Raw genomic sequence first — 19,732 nt, forward strand, 5'->3', positions numbered from 1 at the left:
GCAGGGCGCGAGCGGATTGTTGCGCGCGGTGCGGGACCGCGTGGTGCCACTGCGCGGTACAGGTCCACGCGCGCCGAACGCGGCACCGGGCTATGCGGCGAGTCCACCGGCGAGCAGACCCGCGAACGCCCCGGCGATCATGAACGGGCCGAACGGGATCGCGGTCTTCCGTCCGGCCCGGCGCAGCAGCATCAGGCCCAGACCGTAGAGCGCGCCGAAGAGGAACCCGGCGAAGGCCCCGGCGAAGAGGATCGGCCAGCCGTACCAGCCGAGGGCGCACCCGAGCGGCAGAGCGAGCTTGACGTCTCCGAGGCCGAGGCCGCGCGGGTTGATCAGGAGCAGCACCAAGTAGCCCGCGCCGAGGCCGAGTCCGCCGAGCAGCGCGGTGGGCCACGATCCGGCGTTCCCGGGGACGAGGGCGGCGGCGCCCAGGAGCAACGGGGTGGCGGCGGCGAGCGGCAGGGTCAGCGGGTCCGGCAGCCGGTGGACGGCGTGGTCGACGGCGGCGAGCAGGGCCGCGACGGGCACGAGCAGGAGCCAGACGAAGAGTTCGGGGCGCGGGCCGGTGGCAGCGGCGAGGGCGGCACACGCGAGGGCGGAGGTGATGGGGATGCTGGGGGTAATGGGGGTGGCTGCGGTGGCCGTCCCGGCGGTACCGGCGTCCGGGCCGAGAGCGCAGGCTCTGCGGCCGACCCATCCGGCAGCCCCGCCGGGAAACGGGTGCCCGTCGGGACACACCGCCCGCAGCTCCTCCCCGGGCTCGACAGACAACCGGTACACGGCACGCGGCAGCAGCGAACCCGTGGCGGCGCCCCAGAGCAGCGCGAAGGCAATCAGCGTGACATGCACGTCAACGCCCTCATGCCTCGACGGTCACACGCGGCCGGTGCCTCGACGGTCACGCGCTGCCGGTGTGTGCCACGAAATCGGCCCAGGCGGAGGCGGCGAACGCCAGCCTCGGGCCGGTGGTGTTCTTCGAGTCGCGCACCAGGACGGCGCCGGGGGACGCGGCCACCTCGACGCACTGAGGACCGTCATTACTGCTGTAGCTGCTCTTGATCCACTGCGGCTCGTTCATGTCTCCAGCCGTGGCTGCATCCATCACGTCTCTCCCAGCAGCTTGTCAATGAACTCCAGGGACTCCCGTGGGCTGAGAGCCTGCGCTCGGATCATCCCATAGCGCAGTTCGAGGATGCGGATCTGTTTCGCGTCAGAGACGAGGCGGTCCACCAACTGCCCCTCCGCGTGGCCGACAGCCGAACCGTCCTCGAACTTCAGGACCTGGAACAGGCCGCCCATACCGGCGTGGTCCTCGACCTCCGTCGGCATCACCTGGATCTCCACATTAGGCAACGTGGCCAGGATCGCCAGGTGTTCCAGCTGACGGCGCCTGACCTCATCCCCGCCGAGTGGGCGACGAAGCGTGACCTCCTCCAACACGAACGTCAGTGTGGGGAGCGGCTTGCGTCGCAGAATGTCCTGGCGGGCCAGGCGGGCGGCCACGAAACGGTCCAGGTTGTCCGGGTCCAGCGCCGGACGCCGGGTGTTGTACAAAGCCCGCATGTACTCCTCTGTCTGGAGCAGGCCATGCATGTTGTGGTTGGCGTACGCACCCAGCTCGACGGCGCCCGCCTCCAGTCTGGCCAGGTCGCGGACCTTCTTCGGGTACCTCGCCTGCTCGACGTCCTTCTTCATCGCGGCGATCCGGCCGCCCGCGTCCAGGACCTCGTCCGCCTTGTCCAGGTACTCCGGGCGCGGGATGCGCTTGCCTGCCTCGACCTTGTAGACCAGGTTCTCGCCGTAACCCAGGGCTGCGGCGAACTCCCGGTGCTTGAGCCCGGCGTGCTCCCGCCACAACTTCAACTGGCGCCCGAGCGCGGCGATCACCGCGCTCGACTCGTCGTCGTCCGGGTCGACCGACCCGTCGTGCGTGTCCGCTTCCTCGTTCATCCCTCACCCGCTTCTCTCGTCGGGCCAACCCGTCCGGATCCGGGGGCGTCACGGTGGACAGACCGGACAGATCAGGAGAAGCCCTGGACCATCACCGCGCGTACAGCCACGTCGACTTCACAGCGTACGCACGCATGGGCACGCTGAGTGACGTGACGTCAGAAATCGCCCCGGAGCGGGCACCCGAACGCGCATTCGTCCTGCAGTTGTCCGCCACCCGTCGCGGCGCCCGGCTCGCCCGCCTGCTCGCCGTCGAACACGTACGGGCATGGGGGCTCCCCACCTGCCTGGAAGCCACCGCGCAGATCGTCGCCGAACTGGCCACGAACGCGGTCACCCACGGCCTGGTCCCCGGGCGCGACTTCCGCATGACGCTGTCCGTCACGGGACACGTACTGCGCATCGAAGTGACCGACGCGCGCCATGAACACGTACCCTCCGTCACGCCTCGCGGGGTCCTCGCGGCACAGGACGCCGGGAGCGGTGAGGGCGGGCGGGGCCTGTTCCTCGTCGAGGCGTTCGCCGACCGGTGGGGTGTGACGCACGGCGCGGAGGCGAACGGCGGTGCGTCGCCGTCCAGCCAGCCGTACAAAACGGTCTGGGCCGAGATTTCCGTGCCGGGCGGCGGCTAGCGTGACGGTATGGGCGGATGGCGAAACGGCACCGGGACACTGACCGTTGACGACGAGGGGGCGCCGCCCGAGGAGGTCGCACCCGTACCCGTATCTATGCCTATGCCTGCGCCCGTGCCCGTGCCCGTGCCCGTGGAGATCGCAGCGTCGTACGGCACGCGGCGGCGGGGCCTTCTGGGGCGGGACGGGATCGACGGGGCCCTCCTGCTGACGCCCTGCGGGAGTGTGCACACCTTCGGGATGCGCTTCGCGATCGACGTGGCGTATCTCGACCGCAGGATGCGGGTGTTGGGGGTGGCGACCTTGCGCCCGGGTCGCATGCCCCTGCCCCGGCTGCGGGCCCGTCACGTCCTTGAGGCGGAGGCCGGGACCATGGCGGGATGGGGCCTACGGACGGGGGTGCGTGTCCGGATCGAGGCCGATCCCTCGCCACCCGCGTGACATCTGCACGTACGGGGGCCGGAGTTCGGGGCCCAGTACTCGGAGCTCGGCACTCGGGGCCCGGTACTCGGGGCCCGGTACTCGGGGCTCAGGGCTCGGTACTCGGGGCTCAGGGCTCGGTACTCGGGGCTCAGGGCTCGGTACTCGGGTATCGGGCTTCGACGGCCGGGCTTCGAGGGTCGAGCCTCGGGAGTCGCGGGGTGGGTCCCGCCCGCCAGGGACCGCGTGAGCTGCGGGTTTGCGATCCGGTCGGGCGGCCCGGGGCTCAAGCGCCGATCTCCGAGCGGTGCTTGTAAGGATCGGTTGGTTCTCTGAACCCACCCACCACCCTCCCCCACCGACCTGCGCTCTTGACTTTCCGCGATCGGCTTGCCACGGATGGTGACGGCGGTTTAGCGTGCCCTCAGACAGACAAACAGCCCCCATCAGGTGCTAGGAACACCTGTGGGGGCTTGACCAACGAGATCGAAAAGGCGCGATCCCCATGGCTGCCGAACAGCTTAGTGCTGCCCCGTGCCCCCCGCACGTTCCACCGCATCCGCTGGCGAGTCCCGGATACGGCAAGCGGCGCGTCCCGGACCAACCGGCCCGATCAAGCGACGACTTCCGCGACCTGCCGAGCCGGGAGGCCGAGGTCGCGGCGTTCGTCGACCGGCTCCCCGAAGGCGCCGACATCTCGGTGAAGACCCTGGCCAAGGTGCTGAACTACGGGCAGTGGGCGCTCCGTACGGCCCTCACCCGCATCGAACGGGCCGGGCATCTGCGGCGGGGCCGCGAACAGCTCGTCGGACCGGACGGCGCGCGCTGGGTGACCCGTACGTACTTCTCGCGCACGGCCCGGACGGATGCCTGGTGGGCCGCCTTCGTCACCGGCGATCCGCGCGACGTGGAGGGCGCCGGAACACGTGACGCCTCCCCCGCCGAGGCAGCATCGGCGCCGGCTGCCCCGGAAGCGCGGGTGCCCGAGGCCGCGACCGGCAGGACGGTCATGAAGCCCGTCGTCGTGGCGGTCCACGGCTCCGCGCCCGACGAGCCGTCACCGGCCCACCGTGTCCTCGCCTCGGTGGGCCGCCGCCACCCGGCCATGGGGCTCTCCGCGCAGGAATGCGCCGACCTGGAGCAGTTGGCGGCCGAATGGCTCAGGAGGGGCGCGAGCGGCGAGCAGATTCTCTCCGCCCTCACGGCCGGGCTGCCCACGACGGGAGTGCTGCACCCCGGCTCGTTCGCCCGCTCCCGGCTCACCAAGCGCATGCCGCCCGAGCCGGTCGCACCGGCCGGGGCGTCGGCCGCTGATCCGGGCTCCGGCTCCGGCTCCGGCTCCGGCTCCGGCTCCGGCGAGCGGACGATGTGGCGCATCCTCGAATGCTCGCGCTGCACGACACCGCGTTCCGCCGCCGCACTGGTGGACGGCGAATGCCCCCGGTGCCGTGGGCTGGACCCCGTACCGCCGACCCTCGCGGCGGAAGACGTGATCAGACGAGTGGCCGAGATCCGTGCCCGGTCACGCGCATCGGCCCGGGAGCCCGTAGCCGAGTGAGGCGCCGCACGCCGGCCCCGCAACCTCCGCTCTCCCGACGTCCGTCGGCCCGTCCGCCAGGAGTCGTCTCGTCCCCACCGCGCGCCGTCCGGCGTTCAACGCCACCACCAGGCCCTCCACTCGGGCAGACCCTCCACTCGGGTCGCCTCGGCCCGTACCCACGTAGGGAGTTCACCCCCCAGGGCGTGCCGTGGTGCACCGGTCAGGCAGCCGGTGCGAAGGCGGCGATCGCGTCGACGAGGGCGGCCGGAGCTTCCAGCGGCATCAGGTGACCCGTGTTCGGGATCACCATGAAGTCGGCTGTGGCGAGATAGGGCAGCAGGTTGTCGCGGAGCACGTCGACGGACTCGACGTGATCGTTCTCTCCGGCGACCACGAGAGCAGGGACGTCGATCATGCGGGTGAGCCGGGTGACGTCCTGCGCGATACCGCGCAGCGGCCACTCCGCGCGGGCGGCGTCCGCACTGGAACGCGAATCGGTCGCGATCTGGGACTTGATCGATTCTGGCAGCTCGGTCGCGGTGAGGATGGTGTCCCGTGCGACGGCGACGGACTCGTCGGAGTCATAGGCGTGGGAGAGGCCTTCCCGGTACTCGGGAGAGATCTGCGCCGAGGGCTTCGCCGGGCCGGAACCGACGAGCACCACTGAGCGAAGGCCGGCGGGCCGGGTCCCCGCGATCAGCTGCACGACCTTGCCCCCCATGGAATGTCCGACGAGGACGTAATCGGTGACACCCGCGGCGGCGATCACGGCGAGCGTGTCGTCCGCGAGGCGGCGGAGGGTGTACGGGCCGGGCAGGCCGCTGGAGCGGCCCCACCCGCGGAAGTCGACAGTGAGTACGTCGCGGCCCGCGAAGCGGTCGACGACCAGGTCCCAGGTGCGGGCCGAACCGCCCCAGTAGTGCAGGAAAACCAGAGTCGGTCCGGCCCCCGGTCGGTGGTCGAAAGCGGGCAGCAGCGGCTGCTCTCTCGTGTTCATCGCGACTCCTCGATCAGTGTTCTGAGGCTAATCCCCCATGTATCGATTGAATCTCCGGGGCTCGTGCGGGGCATCGGGACGACTGGTCGCCCGATGGTGGAAACTGGACACGTGACCGTGATCCGGCAGATGACCTACCAGCCCGTCGGACGTGGTGGCGCCACTGTCGAGACGATGACGTTCGATCGCCTTCGTGAGCTGAACGACGGCGGCACGCAACGTGCCGACTTCCATGTCCTCGCCGTCATCGACGCCGGGCCCGGAGCCGTCACGGTGGACTTCCTCCGACACCCGCTCAGCGCGCGGTCCGCGGTGTGGGTCACTCCTGGCGCGGTGCACCGATGGGACGACATCGTCCGTGTGGCTGGCCACGTCGTACTGTTCCTCCCGACCGCGCCGGTCACCCACGCCACCCGGGAGTTCGTCGCCTCCCCGGACCACGTCGCGTGCTGGAGGATTCCCGAGGCCGACTGGCCGTTCGTCGACACCGCGCGGAGCCATCTCCTCCTCGAAGCGTGCGCAGCGGGCGCGGACGCGTCGCCGGAGCTGCCCGCGATCCTTCTCTCCGCGCTCATCGCCCGGCTGCGGCCACCGCCCGGCGAAGCACGGTCGACGAATTCGGTGTTCCGACTTTTCCGGACCCGCGTCGAAGCGGGATTCCGGGAACATCACGACGCCGGATATTACGCGCGGGCTCTGGGCTATGCGCCCCGCACCCTTTCGAGAGCCGTGCAGCAGGTCACCGGTCGTACCGCGAAGGCGTACATCGTCGATCGGATCGTCCTCGAAGCCAAACGGCTCCTCGCGCACGACGGCCTCACCGCCGCCGGCTGCGCGGGCGCACTCGGTTTCCCCGACGCGTCCAACTTCTCGGTGTTCTTCCGGAACGCGACAGGCGTACCCCCGGGCGCCTGGCAGGCTTCCGTGGCCGTCGAATGAGGCCACGTACGACGCTCAGCCCTGTTTTCCGGCCGTCCCGACAGCGTTCGGCCGGACCGTCGTAGGCCGGGCCTGGCGTCCTGGGGTCAGCGCGGGTGGGTATGCGGACGTACGGAGATCACGCGGCGTTCGGCCGGCCCGGCGCGACGGCTTCGACGACCGTCCCGTTTGAACGCTCGACGATCAGCCGCAACCTCGATGTCCTGACACAACGCGGGTACGTACGCGTCGCCGCCACGTCCTCGACAGGCCGAACGACCCGCGTGGCCGTCACCGACGCCGGCTACCAAGCGCTGGCCGACGCCGAACCCGCCTGGCAACGGGCACAGGCATGGATCAGCGAAGCCGTCGACCCCGACGCCGTTGACACACTCGACCGATGGCTGGCCGCGCTCGACCTCGATCAGCGGGCACGCTGAGGAGGCGCGACCCGCCTCGTGCCCTCTCGCAGCAAGGCGTCCTCCGCTGGGAGATCAGAAACGCGAAGAGCGCTGCCGCTGGACGCACCCCCCGCCCCGCAAGGACAGGACAGGGCACCACCCGGGCATCTCCACTGAGCCGTTGGTCCGAGAAACCAAAGACTCTACGACCCTGTCCCGCTCGCGTCGCTCTGGCCGCTGTCGGTGCGGGGGAAGGAGACCTCGACGCGACGGTTCTTCTTGCGGCCGTCCTCCGTGCTGTTGTCCGCGATCGGATACTGCTCGCCGTACCCCCGGATCTCGTAGGTGATCCCCGCGTCGGAGAGCCGCTGCTCCAGCAGGCTGTGCACCGCCTCGGCCCGCTGCTTCGACAGGACGAGACCGTGCTCGGACGACCCGAGGTTGTCGGTGAACCCGAAGACGCGGAGGTTGGTCGCGTGCTGCTTCTCGACCTCGTCGCAGATCGCCGAGATGCGCGAACTCGCGTCGGGCGACAGCTTGGCACTGTCCTTGGAGAAAAGGACCTCAGCCTGGAGGGCGAACGTCACGGAGTCGGGTGTGTCGGACCGTCGTTCCTCGCCACCCTGCGACTCGACCACCGACACCAGGTCCAGCACCCGCGCGGGCGCGAGCTGCGCTCCGGCGCGGAGCTTGAGGCCGGAGGCGTTCCCGTCGATCTGCGGCGGCGGCGAGGTCTGCGCCGCGCCGGGCGGCGCAGCCGGCGTGTCGTCGGCGAAGGCGGGCGCGGCGGCGAACTGCGCGACGACGGTCAGCAGGACAGCGCCGGTGAGGACAGCGGCACGGGGTCTGGGAGCGAGTCGCTTGGCCGCGAGGCGCTTGGGCGCGGGCATCAGGAGATCGCAATTGTCGTCGGAGGCAGGCCCGGGAAGTCCATCTGGACCTGCGACGTGGACGAGGGCGGCGCCGGGAACTGCGCGAAGAACGGAATTGCTGCGTGCGGCTGGAAGTTGGGCATGTTCACCGTGGTGAGCGGGTTGCCGTCGGTGTCCCTGAGCACGTAGTAGCGCTTCTTCTGTGCCGCATCGATGAGCGTCATGGCGGCCAGCGAGGGACCGGTCTGGTTGACTTGCGACTCTTTGCCGTTCCAGGCGTTGACGGCGATCTGCACCTGACCGGTCACATTGGTGATGGTGCCATTGATGGTCAAGAAACCGCCGCTGTCGCGTTTGGCCGAGGTGATGTCGAACTGGAAGGTGCCGCTGCTCGCCGTCGCCAAAGTCTGGGAGGGCGAAGGAGAGGCACCGCTGTCGCCCGCTTGAGAGTCCTGACTCCGAGACGACGGGGTCGAAGACTGGACGACGGGCTTGCTCCCGTCGTCCTTGCCATTGTCGCCACCGCTTCCACCGCAGGCCGCAACAGAGAGCGCCAGCGCCACAGCGGTGACAGTGGCGGCTACCGATCTGTGCGCCCACGCACCGTGCCACTTGTTCATGAGTGACGTTCCTTATCGTTCATTCGGGTCAGTTGTCCACGAGTCGGACGGTGAACAGATCGGCCATGTCCGGGAGAAGGTCGAGGTGTTCGGGTTCGATGGTGATGTCCCCCGCGCCAGGGCAGTTCAGACTGCCCGGTGATACGGGTTCCGGCGGCTTCTGCCCGCCCGGGGGCTGGGATGGGACACCCGATGCCGGGGGTGCGGACGAACTCGGCGTTTCGGATGGAGCAAAGTTGCACCGTGGCTCGACCACAGCAGTGGCAGTCGCGGTTGCCCTCACGCTCTCCGTACCGGGCACGACGCTCTTGCCCACCGTGCTCTGCGTGGTGACGTCCACCTTGAAGCCCCAGCGACCGCCGCCCAAGGTCACACAGTCATCAACCATGGCGTCGTTGTCGGCCGCGTATGCCGAGGCAGCCAAGCAAGCATGGTCCTCCGGCCCGACTTCGTTCCCGCCGAACAGCCGGGTCAGGAAGTCGGGATCCAGGGCGGCCCCCGAGAGCAATCCGTCTCTCAGATCGTCTCGGGATTGCTGACCAGCCGCTAGCGCGGCAGCGTCCGCGGCGGACTGCCCTCCGTTCCGCGTGGCACCAGCCTGACCGAAGACGAAGAACGCGAGCGCGGCGAAGAGCAGGCCCGCGACCATCACGATGTACAGCGCTGCAGCCTGCCCTGTGTCCCCGCGCCTACGGATCAGCCGGCCTTGCTGGTCACCTTCGCGACCGCCGACTTGAGCGCGTCGGCAATGGTGCCGTCGATCCCCGTGGCCACCACCGCCACGATGATCAGTGCGACCAGGATGATGATCCCCAGGTACTCGATCGAGCCCTGGCCCCGGTCGCTGCGGCGCTTCAGGGCCTGTGTCGTCGTGTTCGCCCACGTACCGACATACACCTTCGCTCTGACCGCGAGCTGTCGCGTCGTGTCTGCCATGGCTCTCACCTCCGTCGCTGTCATCCCCGGTCACGGCCTCTTCACGGTCGGTGACACCGGTGACGTCGGCACCGTACGGCCGATATGGGGCGGTGCGCGTGGGTCTCAGGGCCCAAGCGCGGGCCCAAGCGCGGTCATCCATGGGCGTCCGGCCCCCTTCGTGTGGTGCCGTGCCAGCGGGCGATGGCCGCGCCGCGGCTGCCCGTGCCGAGTTTGGTGAAGATGCGGTTGATGTGGTTCTTGACCGTCTTCTGGCTGATGAAGCAGGCCACGGCGATCTGCTGGTTCGTCATTCCCGATGCGATCAGTTCCATGATCTCCACCTCCCGCCGGCTCAGCCCTGACGAATGTCCCACATTTGATTGCTCCCGCAAAGGTGTTGGGAGGAAATGGTGCACGGATTCGTTGCCAGCAACATGCCTGCCTGGATGTTCAGTTGGCTGGAGCTGCGATGACGTTGCGGCCACATCGTTCGCTGATGCGTAGGGTGTCGGCGTCGCGCGCAGGGCCTGGAGGACCGCGTTCGAGGCCGTGGGCGTCAGGTGGGCGCGGCCGTCGGTGACGTCGCGGACTGCCGTCGTCAGCTGATCGGCGGTGAACTCCCCGTGCACCAGGTAGCCGCCCGCCCCGAGCCGTAACGCCTCCTGCACCGTGGCGGGTTCGCCGCTGTACGTCATCATCAGGACCGGCGCCAGCGGGACCAGGTACGGCAGGGCGGTGAGGCCGTCGTGGCGGGGCATCCGGACGTCCAGCAGCACGAGATCGGGGCGGGTCCGCAGTGTCGCCTCGTACGCCTCGCGGCCGTCCGCCGCGTCCGCCACCACCTCCATGCCGTCGGTGCCCGACAGCAGCGCCGTCAGCCCTGCCCGTACGACCGGGTTGTCGTCGGCGACGACCACCCGGAGGGTCCTCCCGGGCTCAGCCATGGATCTCGGCCTCCTTCGCCGGAAGTGCCGGGAGCGGCGGGAGCGGCGGGAGCGGCGGGAGCGCCGGACGTCCCGGGAGTGGCGGCCGCGGCGGTCCCGTCGGCGGTCCCGGGTCTCGCTCCAGGGGCAGTTCCAGGCGCACTTCCGTGCCCGTGGCCGCCTCTCCCCTGCCGACCCTGATCCGCGCGCCGATCGCCGCCGCCCGTTCCACCATGCCGACGAGGCCGAAGTGCCCCGCCGTGCGGAGGTCTTCGAGGGTGGTGCCCGGCGGCAGGCCGCGCCCGTCGTCGTACACGCTGATCCGCAGCACCCCGTCCGCGCTCAGTCCGGCCGACACGGCGACCCGGGTGCCTCCGCCGTGCCGTACCGCGTTCTCCATCGCCTCCGCCACGACGCCGAGTACCTGGCGGGCCGTGGCGTGCGGCAGCGGGGGCGCGGGGTAGGTGCCGAGGCCCGGTCCGAAGGTCGCCCGTACGCCGTGCAGTGCCGCGAAGTCCCGTGTGCGGTTGGTGAGTTCCGCTGCGAGGTCGACGCGGTCGGCCCCGCCCGGCATCCGTACGCGGCGCAGGTCCGACAGCAGTTCCCTCGACTCGGCCGCCGCCCTGCGGGCCGAGCGGGCCACCAGCTCCGCTCCCCGCCGGACCGTCTCGGGGTCCTTCGCCTCCGACGAGGCCGCGAGGCCGTCCGCCGCGAGGGCGAGTCCCTGCAGGGTCTTGGCGACGGAGTCGTGCAACTCCCTGGCGAGCCTGGCCCGTTCCTCGTCGACGGCGCCGGCGGCAGCGAGCCGTTCCCTGGCCTCGCCAAGGGCCTGGCTCGCCTCTCCGAGGTCCAGCAGGAACGTCCGGAGTGAACTGCCGATCGCGCCGGCCGCGACGCACAGTCCCGGCAGCAGCAGCACGTTGAAGCCGTGGTCCTTCGCCACGCCACCGGTGACGGCGTACGCGCCGGCCAGCAGGAGCGCCTGGAGGACGGCGAAGACGGCGGCGCCCCGCCATCCGTAGACCAGGCCGGCGAGCAGGGGCGTGCAGATCGTGACGTAGGCGAGGGTGGAGTCCGGGGACGCGGTGACCAGCAGCAGGGAGCCGACCAGCATGTCGGCGCCGAGCAGCAGCGGGTGGCGCAGCAGGAAGGGGCCGAACCGCTCCCAGTCCCGCACCAGGGCGTACGACACCATGAACGTGACGAGTACGGCCGCGCCGACCAGTACGAGCGGCAGGCCGCTCGCGGTGCCGCGCAGCGCGAACGGCGCCGCGAGCACGATCATGGCCATACGGAAGCCGAGCACCTGCCGGCACAGCGCCTGGAGGGCGTTGACCTGGAGGGGGAGCGGCGGTACGTGGCGCGGGGGGCGGTCCTGGAGGCGGCCGGCCGCGCGGCGCAGGACCGCCGCCGTGCCGGCGAACAGCGCCGTCGCCGCCGCCATCGCGGTGGCCGGCGCCGCCGCCACGAACGTCATCGGCGTCGCCGTCGTGCGTCCGTCGCCCTCTCGGTGTCGCATACCGCCTCCTTTCGTCCGTCTCTCCTGCCCCGGGGCCCGGGACTCCGCGCCCCGCTCCGGGAACCCCGCGCCCCGGCTCTCCTCGTCCCGCGTGTCGGGGCCTCAACCCCCGAGGATTTGGCCGAAGTTCACCCCGGACCCGTAGTAGAAGCTCATCGCGATCAGGACGAGCGTCGCCGGGAGCATCACGAGGGTGACGACCATCGTCGTCTTCGGTACGGCGCGGGCCGCCGTGCGCCGTGCGTTCTGGGCGTCCGCCCGGCGCATGTCCTCGGCGATCTGGATCAGTGTGTCCACGATCGGCGCGCCCAGCTCCTCGCCCTGCTGCAGTGCGGTGACGAACATCGACACCTGTTCGCTGTCGTTGCGCCTGCGCAGCTGGTCGAAGGCCTCCCTGCGGGACACGCCCATGTCCATCTGGCGGATGGTGATGCGCAGTTCGTCGGACCAGGGGCCCCGGTACTTCTCGGCGACCCGCTCCAGCGCCTGCCGGAAGCCGAGGCCCGCCGAGACGACGACCGCGAGCACGTCGAGGAAGTCCGGCAGTGTCCGTTCGATGTCGCTGCGGCGCTTGCGGGTCGCCGCGCGGATGATGACGTCGGTCCAGACCAGTCCGAAGATCAGGGCCGCGATCCCCAGCGGGAACTGTCCGCGCGCCGTCAGCGCCAGGAACGCGAGGATGCCGAGTACCCCGAACACCGCGCGGCGTGCCGCGTACCGGTCGACGGTCAGGCCGCCGGGGTTGCCCGCGCTGTCGAGTCGCCGGCGCAGGGCGTCGACCCGTTTGGGGCCCATGAGGCGCAGTACCGCCGGCGCGTACCGCATGCCGACGCGGTCGATGCCCGAGCCGACGGCCGAGGTGCGGGTCGCTCCGACCTCCAGGGCGACGCTCAGGTCGGCCGGGAGCTTGGCGTCCGCGCGGTAGAGGCGGATGCCGTGGAAGACGCCGTACACCGACAGCGCGAAGAGCGCCGCGAGGGCGAGTGCGATGGCCGTCGTGGTCATGGTGTTGTCTCCGTCTCCCTCATGCGTCCCGTCCCGTCCGCCGGATGTGTCCCGCTCTGTCCGCCTCGTCGGCTCCGCTCCTCGCGCACATGCTCACACCCGTACGGTCGACATGCGGCGGATGAGGAACAGCCCGGCCCCGTACAGCGCGAAGGCGACGACCGTGGCGAACTGGCCGAGGCCCGACGCCGTCATCCGGTCGAGCGCGCCGGGCGTCACCTGGTTGATCAGCAGCAGGAAGGCCAGACCGAGCGCCGGGACGGCCACGGCGGTCACCTTGATCTGCGACAGCATGGTGATGACCTCCCTGCGCGTCTCCTTTCGCTCCTCCAGGGTCTTGGTGAGGTTGCGCAGCGAGCTGACGACCTGGCCGCCCGCCCGGTTGGACAGGACGAGCGTCGTGACGAGGACGACCAGTTCACGGGACGGCAGCCGTTCGGCGAGTTCGTTCAGGGCGTCGTCGAAGGAGTGGCCGACGGCGAGCCGGTCGGAGACGCGGCGCAGTTCCTCGCCCGCCGGGTCGTCGAGTTCGTCGGCGGCCATGGACAGGGCGGTGCGCATCGCGAGTCCGGCCTGGGTGGCGTTGGCGAGGACCCGGGTGAGTTCGGGGAGCTGGTTGATGAACGCCTCGGTGCGCTTGTTGCGCTGCCAGTTCAGGAAGGCGTTGGCGCCCCACAGCCCGGCGAGCGCGGCCAGCACCCCGAAGAACGGGGCGAAGAACGAGCCGACGAAGAAGTAGACGACGAGCAGACCCGCCACGGTGTAGATGGCGAACTCGCCGGGGCTGAGGTCGAGTCCGGTGACGGCGATCTTGCGTTCGAGGCGCCTGCCGAGTCCGGTGCGGCGCAGCCTGCGGTCCACGCCGAGGAAGCGGGGCCGCCCGCCGCCGACGGTGTCCCCGGGCCCCTCTGTCTCCGTCATCCGGGCGATGAGCGCGCGCCGCTGGGACCGGCCGGTCGCGTACGCCTGGATGCCGATGACGGCGAACAGCAGCGCGAGGAGGGTGACGCCGAGCGTCAGCAGGGAGAGGTTCGTCTTGTCCATGGTGTCGGTGGCCCTCAGTACGTGGGGGTGGCGGGCGGGGGCACGGGCGCCGTGCCGTTCGGCGGCGCCGCGCTCCCCGGGGGTACGGGCCGGGTGGCGCCCGGGGCGGTCGGTCCGTACGGCGGTGGTCCGGCGCCCTGCCCCCGGACGCCCGCGCCAGCGCCCGGGGGCAGGGGGACGGACTGCGGCATCCGCCAGGAGTTGGAGCGGCGCGTGGCGAGCTGCTCCTCCGACTGGGCGACGCCGAACGCGGCCGGGATGTTCTCGCCCTTCATGTAGAGCCGTTCGGCGACGCTGCGCGGCAGCGGGTAGTACGCGAACTGCCCGTACACCCGGCCGTCCGGGGTCATCGGCTGGGCGAGGAAACGGCAGATCGAGACGATCCGGTAGTCCTCGTGGCCGTGCGAGTCGACGACGGCGACCTCCGTGATGCGGCGCGAGCCGTCCGCGTGCCGGGTCAGCTGCACGATCACGTCGACGGCGCTGTTGATCTGGTCCTTGATCGCATTGAATGGGATCTCGACCTCGGACATCGACGCGAGAGTCTGGAGCCGCATCAGCGCGTCCTCGGCGCTGTTGGCGTGCACGGTGGCGAGCGATCCGTCGTGGCCTGTGGACATGGCCTGGAGCATGTCGAGGGTCTCCCCGCCGCGCACCTCGCCGACGATGATGCGGTCGGGGCGCATGCGCAGGGAGTTGCGTACGAGGTCGCGGATGGTGATCTCGCCCTTGCCCTCGACGTTCGCGGGCCGGGACTCCAGTGTGATGACGTGGTGCTGCTGGAGCTGGAGTTCGGCGGAGTCCTCGATGGTGACGATGCGCTCGCCCTCCGGGACCATCGCGGACAGCGCGTTGAGGAGCGTCGTCTTGCCGGTGCCGGTCGCGCCGGAGACGATCACGTTGAACTTCGCCCGGACCAGCCCCGCCACCAGCAGCATCATCTGCTCGTCCAGCGTGCCGAGTTCGATCAGCTCGGCGAGGGTGAAGGAGCGCGGGAAGCGCCGGATCGTGAGGATCGGCCCGGTCAGGGACAGCGGCGGGATGATGACGTTGACGCGCTCCCCCGACGGCAGCCGCGCGTCGACCATCGGATTGGCCTCGTCCACCCGCCGGTTGACGGTGGAGACGATGCGCTCGATGGTCTGCATCAGCTGCTCGTCGGAACTGAACCGGATCGGCAGCCGTTCGATCCGGCCGCCGCGCTCGACGAAGACCTGGTCCGCGCCGTTGACCATGATCTCGCTGATCGACGCGTCCTCCAGGAGCGGTTCGAGGATGCCGAGGCCGAGAGCCTCGTCCACGACCCGCCGGATCAGCTGGGAGCGCTCGACGGAGGAGAGGACCGGGCCCTCGCGGCTGATGATGTGCCCGAGGACGCGCTCCAGCCGCGCCCGGCGCTCGGTGGCGGCGAGGGCGGACATCTCGGCGAGGTCGATCTCCTGGAGGAGCTTGGTCCGGTACGTGCCGACGAGCAGCGACTCCTGGCTCGCGCCGCCTGCCGGTTCGTGGGTGGTGATGCGGGACCGCAGGCTCATGGCGTGGCTCCTGGGCTGTGGTCGGGCAGCCGGTCGAGAGGCATGGTGACGCTGCGGGTGGCGTAGCCGAGGTCCAGCAGCGGGATGATGGCGGGGATGTGGACGCGGGCCGTGATGGTGATCCCGGTGCCGGTGGAGGCGGCGGTGAACGTGGCTCCGCCGGAGAGCCAGCCGCTGATGGCGGCGTGCCCGGCCGCCTGGTAGTCGTCCCCCTCGGTCTCGCGGTAGGTGGCGGTACGGGCGGCGGCCCGCGCGCCGGTGCCCGCCTGCTGCACGGTGTACCCGGCGATGCCGAGCTGGAGCGCGGCGACGGCGACGAACAGCAACAGGGCCACGACGCCCACGTATTCGAGGGCGGCCTGGCCGTCGTCGCGGCGGGGCCGGCCCCGGCCCTCGTCGCGGCGGGGACCGGCCTGGCTGCCATCTTGGCGGGTGGCACCGGTGGCGCGGGGGTCGCGGGGCGCCGGGGCACCGGTCCTACGAAGCGCCATGCTGGTCCTCCCGTACGGCGGCGCCGTGGCCCGTGACGTCGATCGGGATGTTGAAGCCCGGGAAGAAGACCGGGATCTCGACCTTCACCTCGGCGGTGGTGACCGCGCCGGTCCCGCCGCCGCAGCTGGGGTCGGCGTGGAAGGCCCCGGGCATGGCGCGCTGCGCCGCGGCGGCGCAGTCGCCGCCGACGGCAGCGGCGTGCGCCGCCTCGTCGGCGGCGTTGCCCGCGAGGGAGAAGGCGTAACCGACGAGGGCCGCCTGCCACATCAGGGCGAGGGTCGCGAGGATGACGGGGATCATGCCGGTGAACTCGATGGCGGCCTGTCCCCGGTCGCCGCGCAACGCGTCGCGCAGCACCTCGCGTCGCGGGGTGCCACCGCGTCGCGCGCGCGTGGGCGGCCCCGACGCGGCGGTGGACCCGGGAGCCGTCAGCGGCTGCGGGGCCTCACGTGCCGGCTCGGCACGCGGCCCTCCCAGCGCCCCTACCGACGGCCGCGCCGCCGCCTGCGCATGCGTCCGCTCGGCCCGTGCCGCTGTCCGTACCCGTACCGTCCTCATGGCTCACCGTGCCCCCTCGGCACCGCTCGTGGTGTCCGCGACGCCGCCGCCCCGCGGGGCCCGGTCGCCCCCCGGCGCCCTCACGGCGTCGGACGTCCGTGCCGCAGCGCGACCGCGTCCCGGTCGCCCCGTGCCGTCCCGCCCCGCCCGTTCCGGCCGTTTCTGCCGTTCTTGCCGCCCCGCCCGTTGCGCCCGCTCCTGCCGGCATCCTCCCCTTCCGGCGCCCGGACGATGCCGAGTTCGCCCGCCAGGGACCACAGGGCCTGCTTCACCGTGGACTTGGCCTCCAGGTCCTGCATGCGGCCGGCGTCGACGGCGGCCTGGAGTTCCTTGAAGTGCGCGGGGACCACGGTCTTCGCGACGCGCGTGCCGGTGATCCGCTCGACCAGCGCCGGCTGGATCTCCGAGCTGCGGACATGCCGGTTGACGACGGTGACGGTCTGATCCGCCTTGCGGATCTGCAGCCGGTCCCAGAGCCGGACCATGCGCCGCGCCGCCCGGACCGAGACGACGTCGGGCGTCGTCAGCAGCACGGTGGTGTCGGCCATCTCGATGGCGGCGGCGTTGGCGCTGTTCATCTGGGTGCCGCAGTCGAGCACGACGATCTCGTACCGGTTGCGCAGCGCGCTGACGATCTGCCGTACGGACCGGTCGTTGATCTCCTCGCCGCGCTCGCCGTCGGCCGGGGCGAGCAGCAGCCCGATGCCGGTGTGGTGCTGGAACACCGCGTCCTGGAGGACGCGCGGCGAGATGTCCTGGATCGCGGAGAGGTCCACGACCGATCTGCGGAACTGCACGTCCAGGTACGAGGCGACGTCCCCGGCCTGGAGGTCCAGGTCCCCGAGCGCGGTGGCCATGCCCGACGCGTTCGCGGCGAGCGCGAGCTGGACCGCGACGACGGTCGTGCCCACCCCGCCCTTCGCGCCGCTGACGGTGACGACCCGCCCGCCGGGACCCCCGTACAGCTCGACGCCGCCCTGCCCGAGGTGCCGCCGCACCCCCGTCGACCAGGCCGCGGCGGCCTGGACGCGCTGCGCGAGTTCCTCGTACGACAGCGGGAGCGTGACGAGGCCCCGGGCGCCGGCGTCCATGGCGGCGGAGAACAGGCCGGGGCCCGGTTCCGAGGTGATCAGGATGACCGCGACGGACGGGAAGCGCAGCGTGATCTCCCGGACGAGTTCCAGTGCGGGCACCGGCCCGACGCGCTCGTGCACGAGGACGACCTCGGGCAGTTCGCCGACCGCCTCGGTGGCGAGCCGGGCGAGGGTGTCGACGAGGCTGGTGGAGTCGGCGAGCGGCGCGGCGGGTTCGGCGTCGGGCAGCTGGCTGAGCAGCGTGGCGAGGGCGCGGGCGGCGTCCGGATGCGCGACGGCCGCGAGGATGCGGGTGCTCATGGGGCGCTCACTTGTCCCCGGCGAGGGTGTACACGTCCTGGCCGGGGCCCGGGGGGACGGACTTGCCGTCCGGCAGCAGGGCGAGCCGTACGTGGTCCGCGAAGGACTCGGCGTACGCGACGCGCTGTGCGTCGACGGTCTTCAGCGCGAACGTGATGGGAACGGCCTGTTCGGTGCCGAGCGCGCGGTCGTCGGTGCCCTTCTGCTGGAGGGCCGTGATCCGGCCGACGTCGATGACACGGGCGTCGCTGACGATGATGCGGGACTCGTCGGCGGTGGCCTTCCCGTTCTTCTGGTCACCGGCGAAGGTCGCGAAGATGTTGACCCGGGAACCCGGGGTGATCTTGCCCGCGACGCCGGTCTCGGCGTCGATCATGATGGCGATCTCCTCCTCGTCCGGCGCGAGCGCCGGCTTCGGCACGATCATGTCGCTCTGCAGGAGCGAGCCCTTCTTGAGCTGGGTGACCGCTATCTTCCCGTCCACCGCGGACAGGTCGGTGACGGCGGTCGAGGAGAGCCACCGCTTCGGCATGCTCACCTTCGTGAACTGCCCCTGCTGCAGCGGGGTGTACGGGGCGACGTCCGTCTTCAGCTCGTACGCGCTCACCTCGGGCCCGACCTTCGAGTCCACGTCGCTGATCACCAGCAGCACGCCGGCGAACGCGGCGAGGGCGCACAGGACGGAGACGAGCAGGAGCAGGATGCCGCGGCGCTGCCGTGAGTTCATGTCGGAGTTCCTCGGGTCAGGGCACCCGCGACGCGCCGGTGGGTCTCCGGCGGCGCGATCGCCGCCGAGCAGAAACCGCAGCGGTCACCGATCAGGTCGAGGCCGCACCAGGAGCACACCTCCCGCCGGACGGATGAGACGAGCTGGTAGAGAACGGTGATGTCGGGGAGGTACGCGGCGAACTCGACGGCGCGCTGCGTGCCCCACCAGTCCGGAGAGCCCGCGGGCAGCGGGCACTCCCGTACGGCGGCCACCTGCCAGGCGGGCGCGAGGGTCGCGGTGGGCCAGTCGGTGGTGAGCTGGCCCCTGGCGATGAGGAGTTCGGTCCCGAACTCGGGTCCGGGAAGCTGGTCCACGTCCCGGGGGCCGCCGTCGGCGCCGCCCTTGCCGGTCTTGGCCGCCTTGCCCGCGGGGGCGCTGCCGCCCGAGCCGAGCCGTACGAGCGCGGGGCTGGGCGCGGCGAGCACCGCGAACTGCGAGCCCGGGACCCAGGACTTGGCGTGGGACGTGAGGCTGACGGGCACCCGGTCCAGCTTCGCGACGGAACCGAGGACGGCGCCCGCGTACAGGTAGTGGGAGAGCAGCCGGGCGGCGGAGGCGACGACGCCCGCGCTGAAGTCGCAGACGGACAGCTGCCGCAACTGGCGTACGAGGACCCCCAGCGCGAGCGGCGGCAACTCGGAGCGGAGCAGGGCGATCCGGTCGCTCTCCAGGAGGGAGCGCACCGTGTGCAGGCGGCGTTCGTACGCGGCGGGCAGGTTGGCCGGATACAGCACCACGACGTAGCCGTGCTGTTCGAGCAGCAGCTGGGCCGTGGACAGCGCGTCGCCCAACGGCTGCTGTTCGGGCGGCTGGAGGACGGCGGCGGTGGGGGTCTGCCGGTCGGTGGGCGGTAACACCAGATCAGGGCTGGTGACGGCGATTGCGGTCGGCACGCTGGTTCCCCGTTCGGCTCCGGACGCCGGCGTCCCGGCCGTCGCAGCTCAACTCAACTCCTGCTGTGCGTGGTGCGTGTGCGCTCCTGCCTCAGCACTTTATCCACGACCTGGGGCACAGTGAACACTTTTCGGAGCGCCCATGGCACCGTCCGTACATGAACAGCGTCCCCAACCGGGGCGAACCGCCCGTAAGCACACCGCGAACCCTCACCCGGGGGCGGGACCGGCACATCCGGCCCGGACGCCCCCCGCACTTCAGGCACCCCGGACGTCGCCCGCACTTCAGGCACCTCGGACGTCGCGCGCACTTCAGGCACCCCGGACGCCCC

At 71.2% G+C, this 19,732-nt stretch carries 22 protein-coding genes and 1 pseudogene; 5 read left to right on the plus strand and 18 right to left on the minus strand.

The window, feature by feature from the left end:
• Nucleotides 1-90: 90 nt before the first annotated feature.
• The 3 genes from OG310_RS12125 to OG310_RS12135 are packed head-to-tail and all read right to left on the minus strand — an operon-like array spanning nucleotide 91 to nucleotide 1,950.
• The gene (locus tag OG310_RS12125; protein ID WP_329455891.1) at nucleotides 91-849 is read right to left on the minus strand and encodes an A24 family peptidase; all 759 of its coding nucleotides are present in this window, start codon (nucleotides 847-849) and stop codon (nucleotides 91-93) included.
• Nucleotides 850-898: 49 nt separating this feature from the next.
• Nucleotides 899-1,078, minus strand: coding sequence for a DUF397 domain-containing protein (locus OG310_RS12130; protein WP_329455892.1), 180 nt, complete (start codon nucleotides 1,076-1,078; stop codon nucleotides 899-901).
• Between the two features lie 23 nt (nucleotides 1,079-1,101).
• Nucleotides 1,102-1,950: a helix-turn-helix domain-containing protein gene (locus tag OG310_RS12135; protein WP_329455893.1), complete on the minus strand. Its 849-nt coding sequence runs from the start codon at nucleotides 1,948-1,950 to the stop codon at nucleotides 1,102-1,104.
• Nucleotides 1,951-2,102: 152 nt separating this feature from the next.
• Between OG310_RS12135 and OG310_RS12140 the strand changes: the two genes are divergently transcribed.
• The 3 genes from OG310_RS12140 (at nucleotide 2,103) to OG310_RS12150 (ending at nucleotide 4,560) form a co-directional block, all read left to right on the plus strand.
• Entirely contained in the window at nucleotides 2,103-2,582 is a 480-nt protein-coding gene (locus OG310_RS12140; protein ID WP_443078616.1) for an ATP-binding protein, read from the plus strand.
• 96 nt (nucleotides 2,583-2,678) lie between these two features.
• The gene (locus tag OG310_RS12145) at nucleotides 2,679-3,023 is read left to right on the plus strand and encodes a DUF192 domain-containing protein (protein ID WP_443078617.1); all 345 of its coding nucleotides are present in this window, start codon (nucleotides 2,679-2,681) and stop codon (nucleotides 3,021-3,023) included.
• 484 nt (nucleotides 3,024-3,507) lie between these two features.
• A complete protein-coding gene (locus tag OG310_RS12150; protein WP_329455896.1) occupies nucleotides 3,508-4,560 on the plus strand; it encodes a hypothetical protein in 1,053 nt (350 codons plus the stop codon).
• A 202-nt stretch (nucleotides 4,561-4,762) separates the two neighbouring features.
• On the opposite strand, the gene OG310_RS12155 is transcribed toward OG310_RS12150, so the two are convergent.
• Nucleotides 4,763-5,539, minus strand: a complete 777-nt coding sequence (locus OG310_RS12155) for an alpha/beta fold hydrolase (RefSeq protein WP_329455897.1) — start codon at nucleotides 5,537-5,539, stop codon at nucleotides 4,763-4,765.
• A gap of 111 nt (nucleotides 5,540-5,650) precedes the next feature.
• On the opposite strand from OG310_RS12155, the gene OG310_RS12160 reads away from it, so the two are divergent.
• Together OG310_RS12160 and OG310_RS12165 are read left to right on the plus strand one after the other, a co-directional pair.
• Entirely contained in the window at nucleotides 5,651-6,478 is an 828-nt protein-coding gene (locus OG310_RS12160; protein ID WP_329455898.1) for a helix-turn-helix domain-containing protein, read from the plus strand.
• A gap of 101 nt (nucleotides 6,479-6,579) precedes the next feature.
• A complete protein-coding gene (locus tag OG310_RS12165) occupies nucleotides 6,580-6,897 on the plus strand; it encodes a MarR family winged helix-turn-helix transcriptional regulator (protein WP_329455899.1) in 318 nt (105 codons plus the stop codon).
• Nucleotides 6,898-7,061: 164 nt separating this feature from the next.
• Here the strand turns inward: OG310_RS12165 and OG310_RS12170 are convergent, their stop codons facing one another.
• The 14 genes and pseudogenes from OG310_RS12170 to OG310_RS12235 form a co-directional block, all read right to left on the minus strand.
• Nucleotides 7,062-7,748, minus strand: a complete 687-nt coding sequence (locus OG310_RS12170) for an OmpA family protein (RefSeq protein ID WP_329455900.1) — start codon at nucleotides 7,746-7,748, stop codon at nucleotides 7,062-7,064.
• Nucleotides 7,748-8,350 (minus strand): hypothetical protein, encoded by a 603-nt coding sequence (locus OG310_RS12175; protein WP_329455901.1) that lies wholly within the window; start codon nucleotides 8,348-8,350, stop codon nucleotides 7,748-7,750. The genes OG310_RS12170 and OG310_RS12175 overlap by 1 nt, the downstream gene beginning before the upstream one ends.
• A 28-nt stretch (nucleotides 8,351-8,378) precedes the next feature.
• Nucleotides 8,379-8,999 (minus strand): hypothetical protein, encoded by a 621-nt coding sequence (locus OG310_RS12180; RefSeq protein WP_329460142.1) that lies wholly within the window; start codon nucleotides 8,997-8,999, stop codon nucleotides 8,379-8,381.
• A gap of 47 nt (nucleotides 9,000-9,046) precedes the next feature.
• Complete coding sequence (locus tag OG310_RS12185) at nucleotides 9,047-9,286, minus strand: hypothetical protein (RefSeq protein WP_329455902.1); 240 nt, start codon at nucleotides 9,284-9,286, stop codon at nucleotides 9,047-9,049.
• Between the two features lie 134 nt (nucleotides 9,287-9,420).
• Nucleotides 9,421-10,212 (minus strand): response regulator transcription factor, encoded by a 792-nt coding sequence (locus OG310_RS12190; protein WP_329455903.1) that lies wholly within the window; start codon nucleotides 10,210-10,212, stop codon nucleotides 9,421-9,423.
• Nucleotides 10,205-11,710 (minus strand): sensor histidine kinase, encoded by a 1,506-nt coding sequence (locus tag OG310_RS12195; RefSeq protein WP_329455904.1) that lies wholly within the window; start codon nucleotides 11,708-11,710, stop codon nucleotides 10,205-10,207. The genes OG310_RS12190 and OG310_RS12195 overlap by 8 nt, the downstream gene beginning before the upstream one ends.
• Nucleotides 11,711-11,812: 102 nt before the next feature.
• Complete coding sequence (locus OG310_RS12200; protein WP_329460143.1) at nucleotides 11,813-12,700, minus strand: DUF5936 domain-containing protein; 888 nt, start codon at nucleotides 12,698-12,700, stop codon at nucleotides 11,813-11,815.
• A 108-nt stretch (nucleotides 12,701-12,808) separates the two neighbouring features.
• Nucleotides 12,809-13,759, minus strand: a complete 951-nt coding sequence (locus tag OG310_RS12205) for a type II secretion system F family protein (RefSeq protein ID WP_329455905.1) — start codon at nucleotides 13,757-13,759, stop codon at nucleotides 12,809-12,811.
• Nucleotides 13,760-13,959: 200 nt separating this feature from the next.
• Nucleotides 13,960-15,294: pseudogene (locus tag OG310_RS12210) on the minus strand (CpaF family protein); the annotation flags it as partial.
• The gene (locus tag OG310_RS12215) at nucleotides 15,291-15,785 is read right to left on the minus strand and encodes a pilus assembly protein (protein ID WP_329455907.1); all 495 of its coding nucleotides are present in this window, start codon (nucleotides 15,783-15,785) and stop codon (nucleotides 15,291-15,293) included. The gene OG310_RS12215 and the pseudogene OG310_RS12210, both read right to left, overlap by 4 nt.
• The gene (locus OG310_RS12220; RefSeq protein WP_329455908.1) at nucleotides 15,772-16,344 is read right to left on the minus strand and encodes a TadE/TadG family type IV pilus assembly protein; all 573 of its coding nucleotides are present in this window, start codon (nucleotides 16,342-16,344) and stop codon (nucleotides 15,772-15,774) included. Before OG310_RS12220 ends, OG310_RS12215 begins: the two co-directional genes overlap by 14 nt.
• An 80-nt stretch (nucleotides 16,345-16,424) precedes the next feature.
• Nucleotides 16,425-17,738 (minus strand): AAA family ATPase, encoded by a 1,314-nt coding sequence (locus OG310_RS12225; protein ID WP_329455909.1) that lies wholly within the window; start codon nucleotides 17,736-17,738, stop codon nucleotides 16,425-16,427.
• 7 nt (nucleotides 17,739-17,745) lie between these two features.
• Entirely contained in the window at nucleotides 17,746-18,465 is a 720-nt protein-coding gene (gene cpaB / locus OG310_RS12230) for a Flp pilus assembly protein CpaB (protein ID WP_329455910.1), read from the minus strand.
• Complete coding sequence (locus tag OG310_RS12235; protein ID WP_329455911.1) at nucleotides 18,462-19,400, minus strand: hypothetical protein; 939 nt, start codon at nucleotides 19,398-19,400, stop codon at nucleotides 18,462-18,464. The genes cpaB and OG310_RS12235 overlap by 4 nt, the downstream gene beginning before the upstream one ends.
• Between the last annotated feature and the right edge of the window lie 332 nt (nucleotides 19,401-19,732).

The organism is Streptomyces sp. NBC_01497, assembly GCF_036250695.1.
Classification (GTDB): domain Bacteria; phylum Actinomycetota; class Actinomycetes; order Streptomycetales; family Streptomycetaceae; genus Streptomyces.

Bases quoted from the DNA above. Each gene is read 5' to 3' on its own strand.
- OG310_RS12130 (WP_329455892.1), bottom strand. From the start codon at position 1,078: ATGAACGAGCCGCAGTGGATCAAGAGCAGCTACAGCAGTAATGACGGT.
- OG310_RS12135 (WP_329455893.1), bottom strand. From the start codon at position 1,950: ATGAACGAGGAAGCGGACACGCACGACGGGTCGGTCGACCCGGACGAC.
- OG310_RS12145 (WP_443078617.1), top strand. From the start codon at position 2,679: ATGCCTATGCCTGCGCCCGTGCCCGTGCCCGTGCCCGTGGAGATCGCA.
- OG310_RS12150 (WP_329455896.1), top strand. From the start codon at position 3,508: ATGGCTGCCGAACAGCTTAGTGCTGCCCCGTGCCCCCCGCACGTTCCA.
- OG310_RS12155 (WP_329455897.1), bottom strand. From the start codon at position 5,539: ATGAACACGAGAGAGCAGCCGCTGCTGCCCGCTTTCGACCACCGACCG.
- OG310_RS12165 (WP_329455899.1), top strand. From the start codon at position 6,580: ATGCGGACGTACGGAGATCACGCGGCGTTCGGCCGGCCCGGCGCGACG.
- OG310_RS12170 (WP_329455900.1), bottom strand. From the start codon at position 7,748: ATGCCCGCGCCCAAGCGCCTCGCGGCCAAGCGACTCGCTCCCAGACCC.
- OG310_RS12175 (WP_329455901.1), bottom strand. From the start codon at position 8,350: ATGAACAAGTGGCACGGTGCGTGGGCGCACAGATCGGTAGCCGCCACT.
- OG310_RS12180 (WP_329460142.1), bottom strand. From the start codon at position 8,999: ATGGTCGCGGGCCTGCTCTTCGCCGCGCTCGCGTTCTTCGTCTTCGGT.
- OG310_RS12185 (WP_329455902.1), bottom strand. From the start codon at position 9,286: ATGGCAGACACGACGCGACAGCTCGCGGTCAGAGCGAAGGTGTATGTC.
- OG310_RS12190 (WP_329455903.1), bottom strand. From the start codon at position 10,212: ATGGCTGAGCCCGGGAGGACCCTCCGGGTGGTCGTCGCCGACGACAAC.
- OG310_RS12195 (WP_329455904.1), bottom strand. From the start codon at position 11,710: ATGCGACACCGAGAGGGCGACGGACGCACGACGGCGACGCCGATGACG.
- OG310_RS12205 (WP_329455905.1), bottom strand. From the start codon at position 13,759: ATGGACAAGACGAACCTCTCCCTGCTGACGCTCGGCGTCACCCTCCTC.
- OG310_RS12215 (WP_329455907.1), bottom strand. From the start codon at position 15,785: ATGGCGCTTCGTAGGACCGGTGCCCCGGCGCCCCGCGACCCCCGCGCC.
- OG310_RS12220 (WP_329455908.1), bottom strand. From the start codon at position 16,344: ATGAGGACGGTACGGGTACGGACAGCGGCACGGGCCGAGCGGACGCAT.
- OG310_RS12225 (WP_329455909.1), bottom strand. From the start codon at position 17,738: ATGAGCACCCGCATCCTCGCGGCCGTCGCGCATCCGGACGCCGCCCGC.
- cpaB (WP_329455910.1), bottom strand. From the start codon at position 18,465: ATGAACTCACGGCAGCGCCGCGGCATCCTGCTCCTGCTCGTCTCCGTC.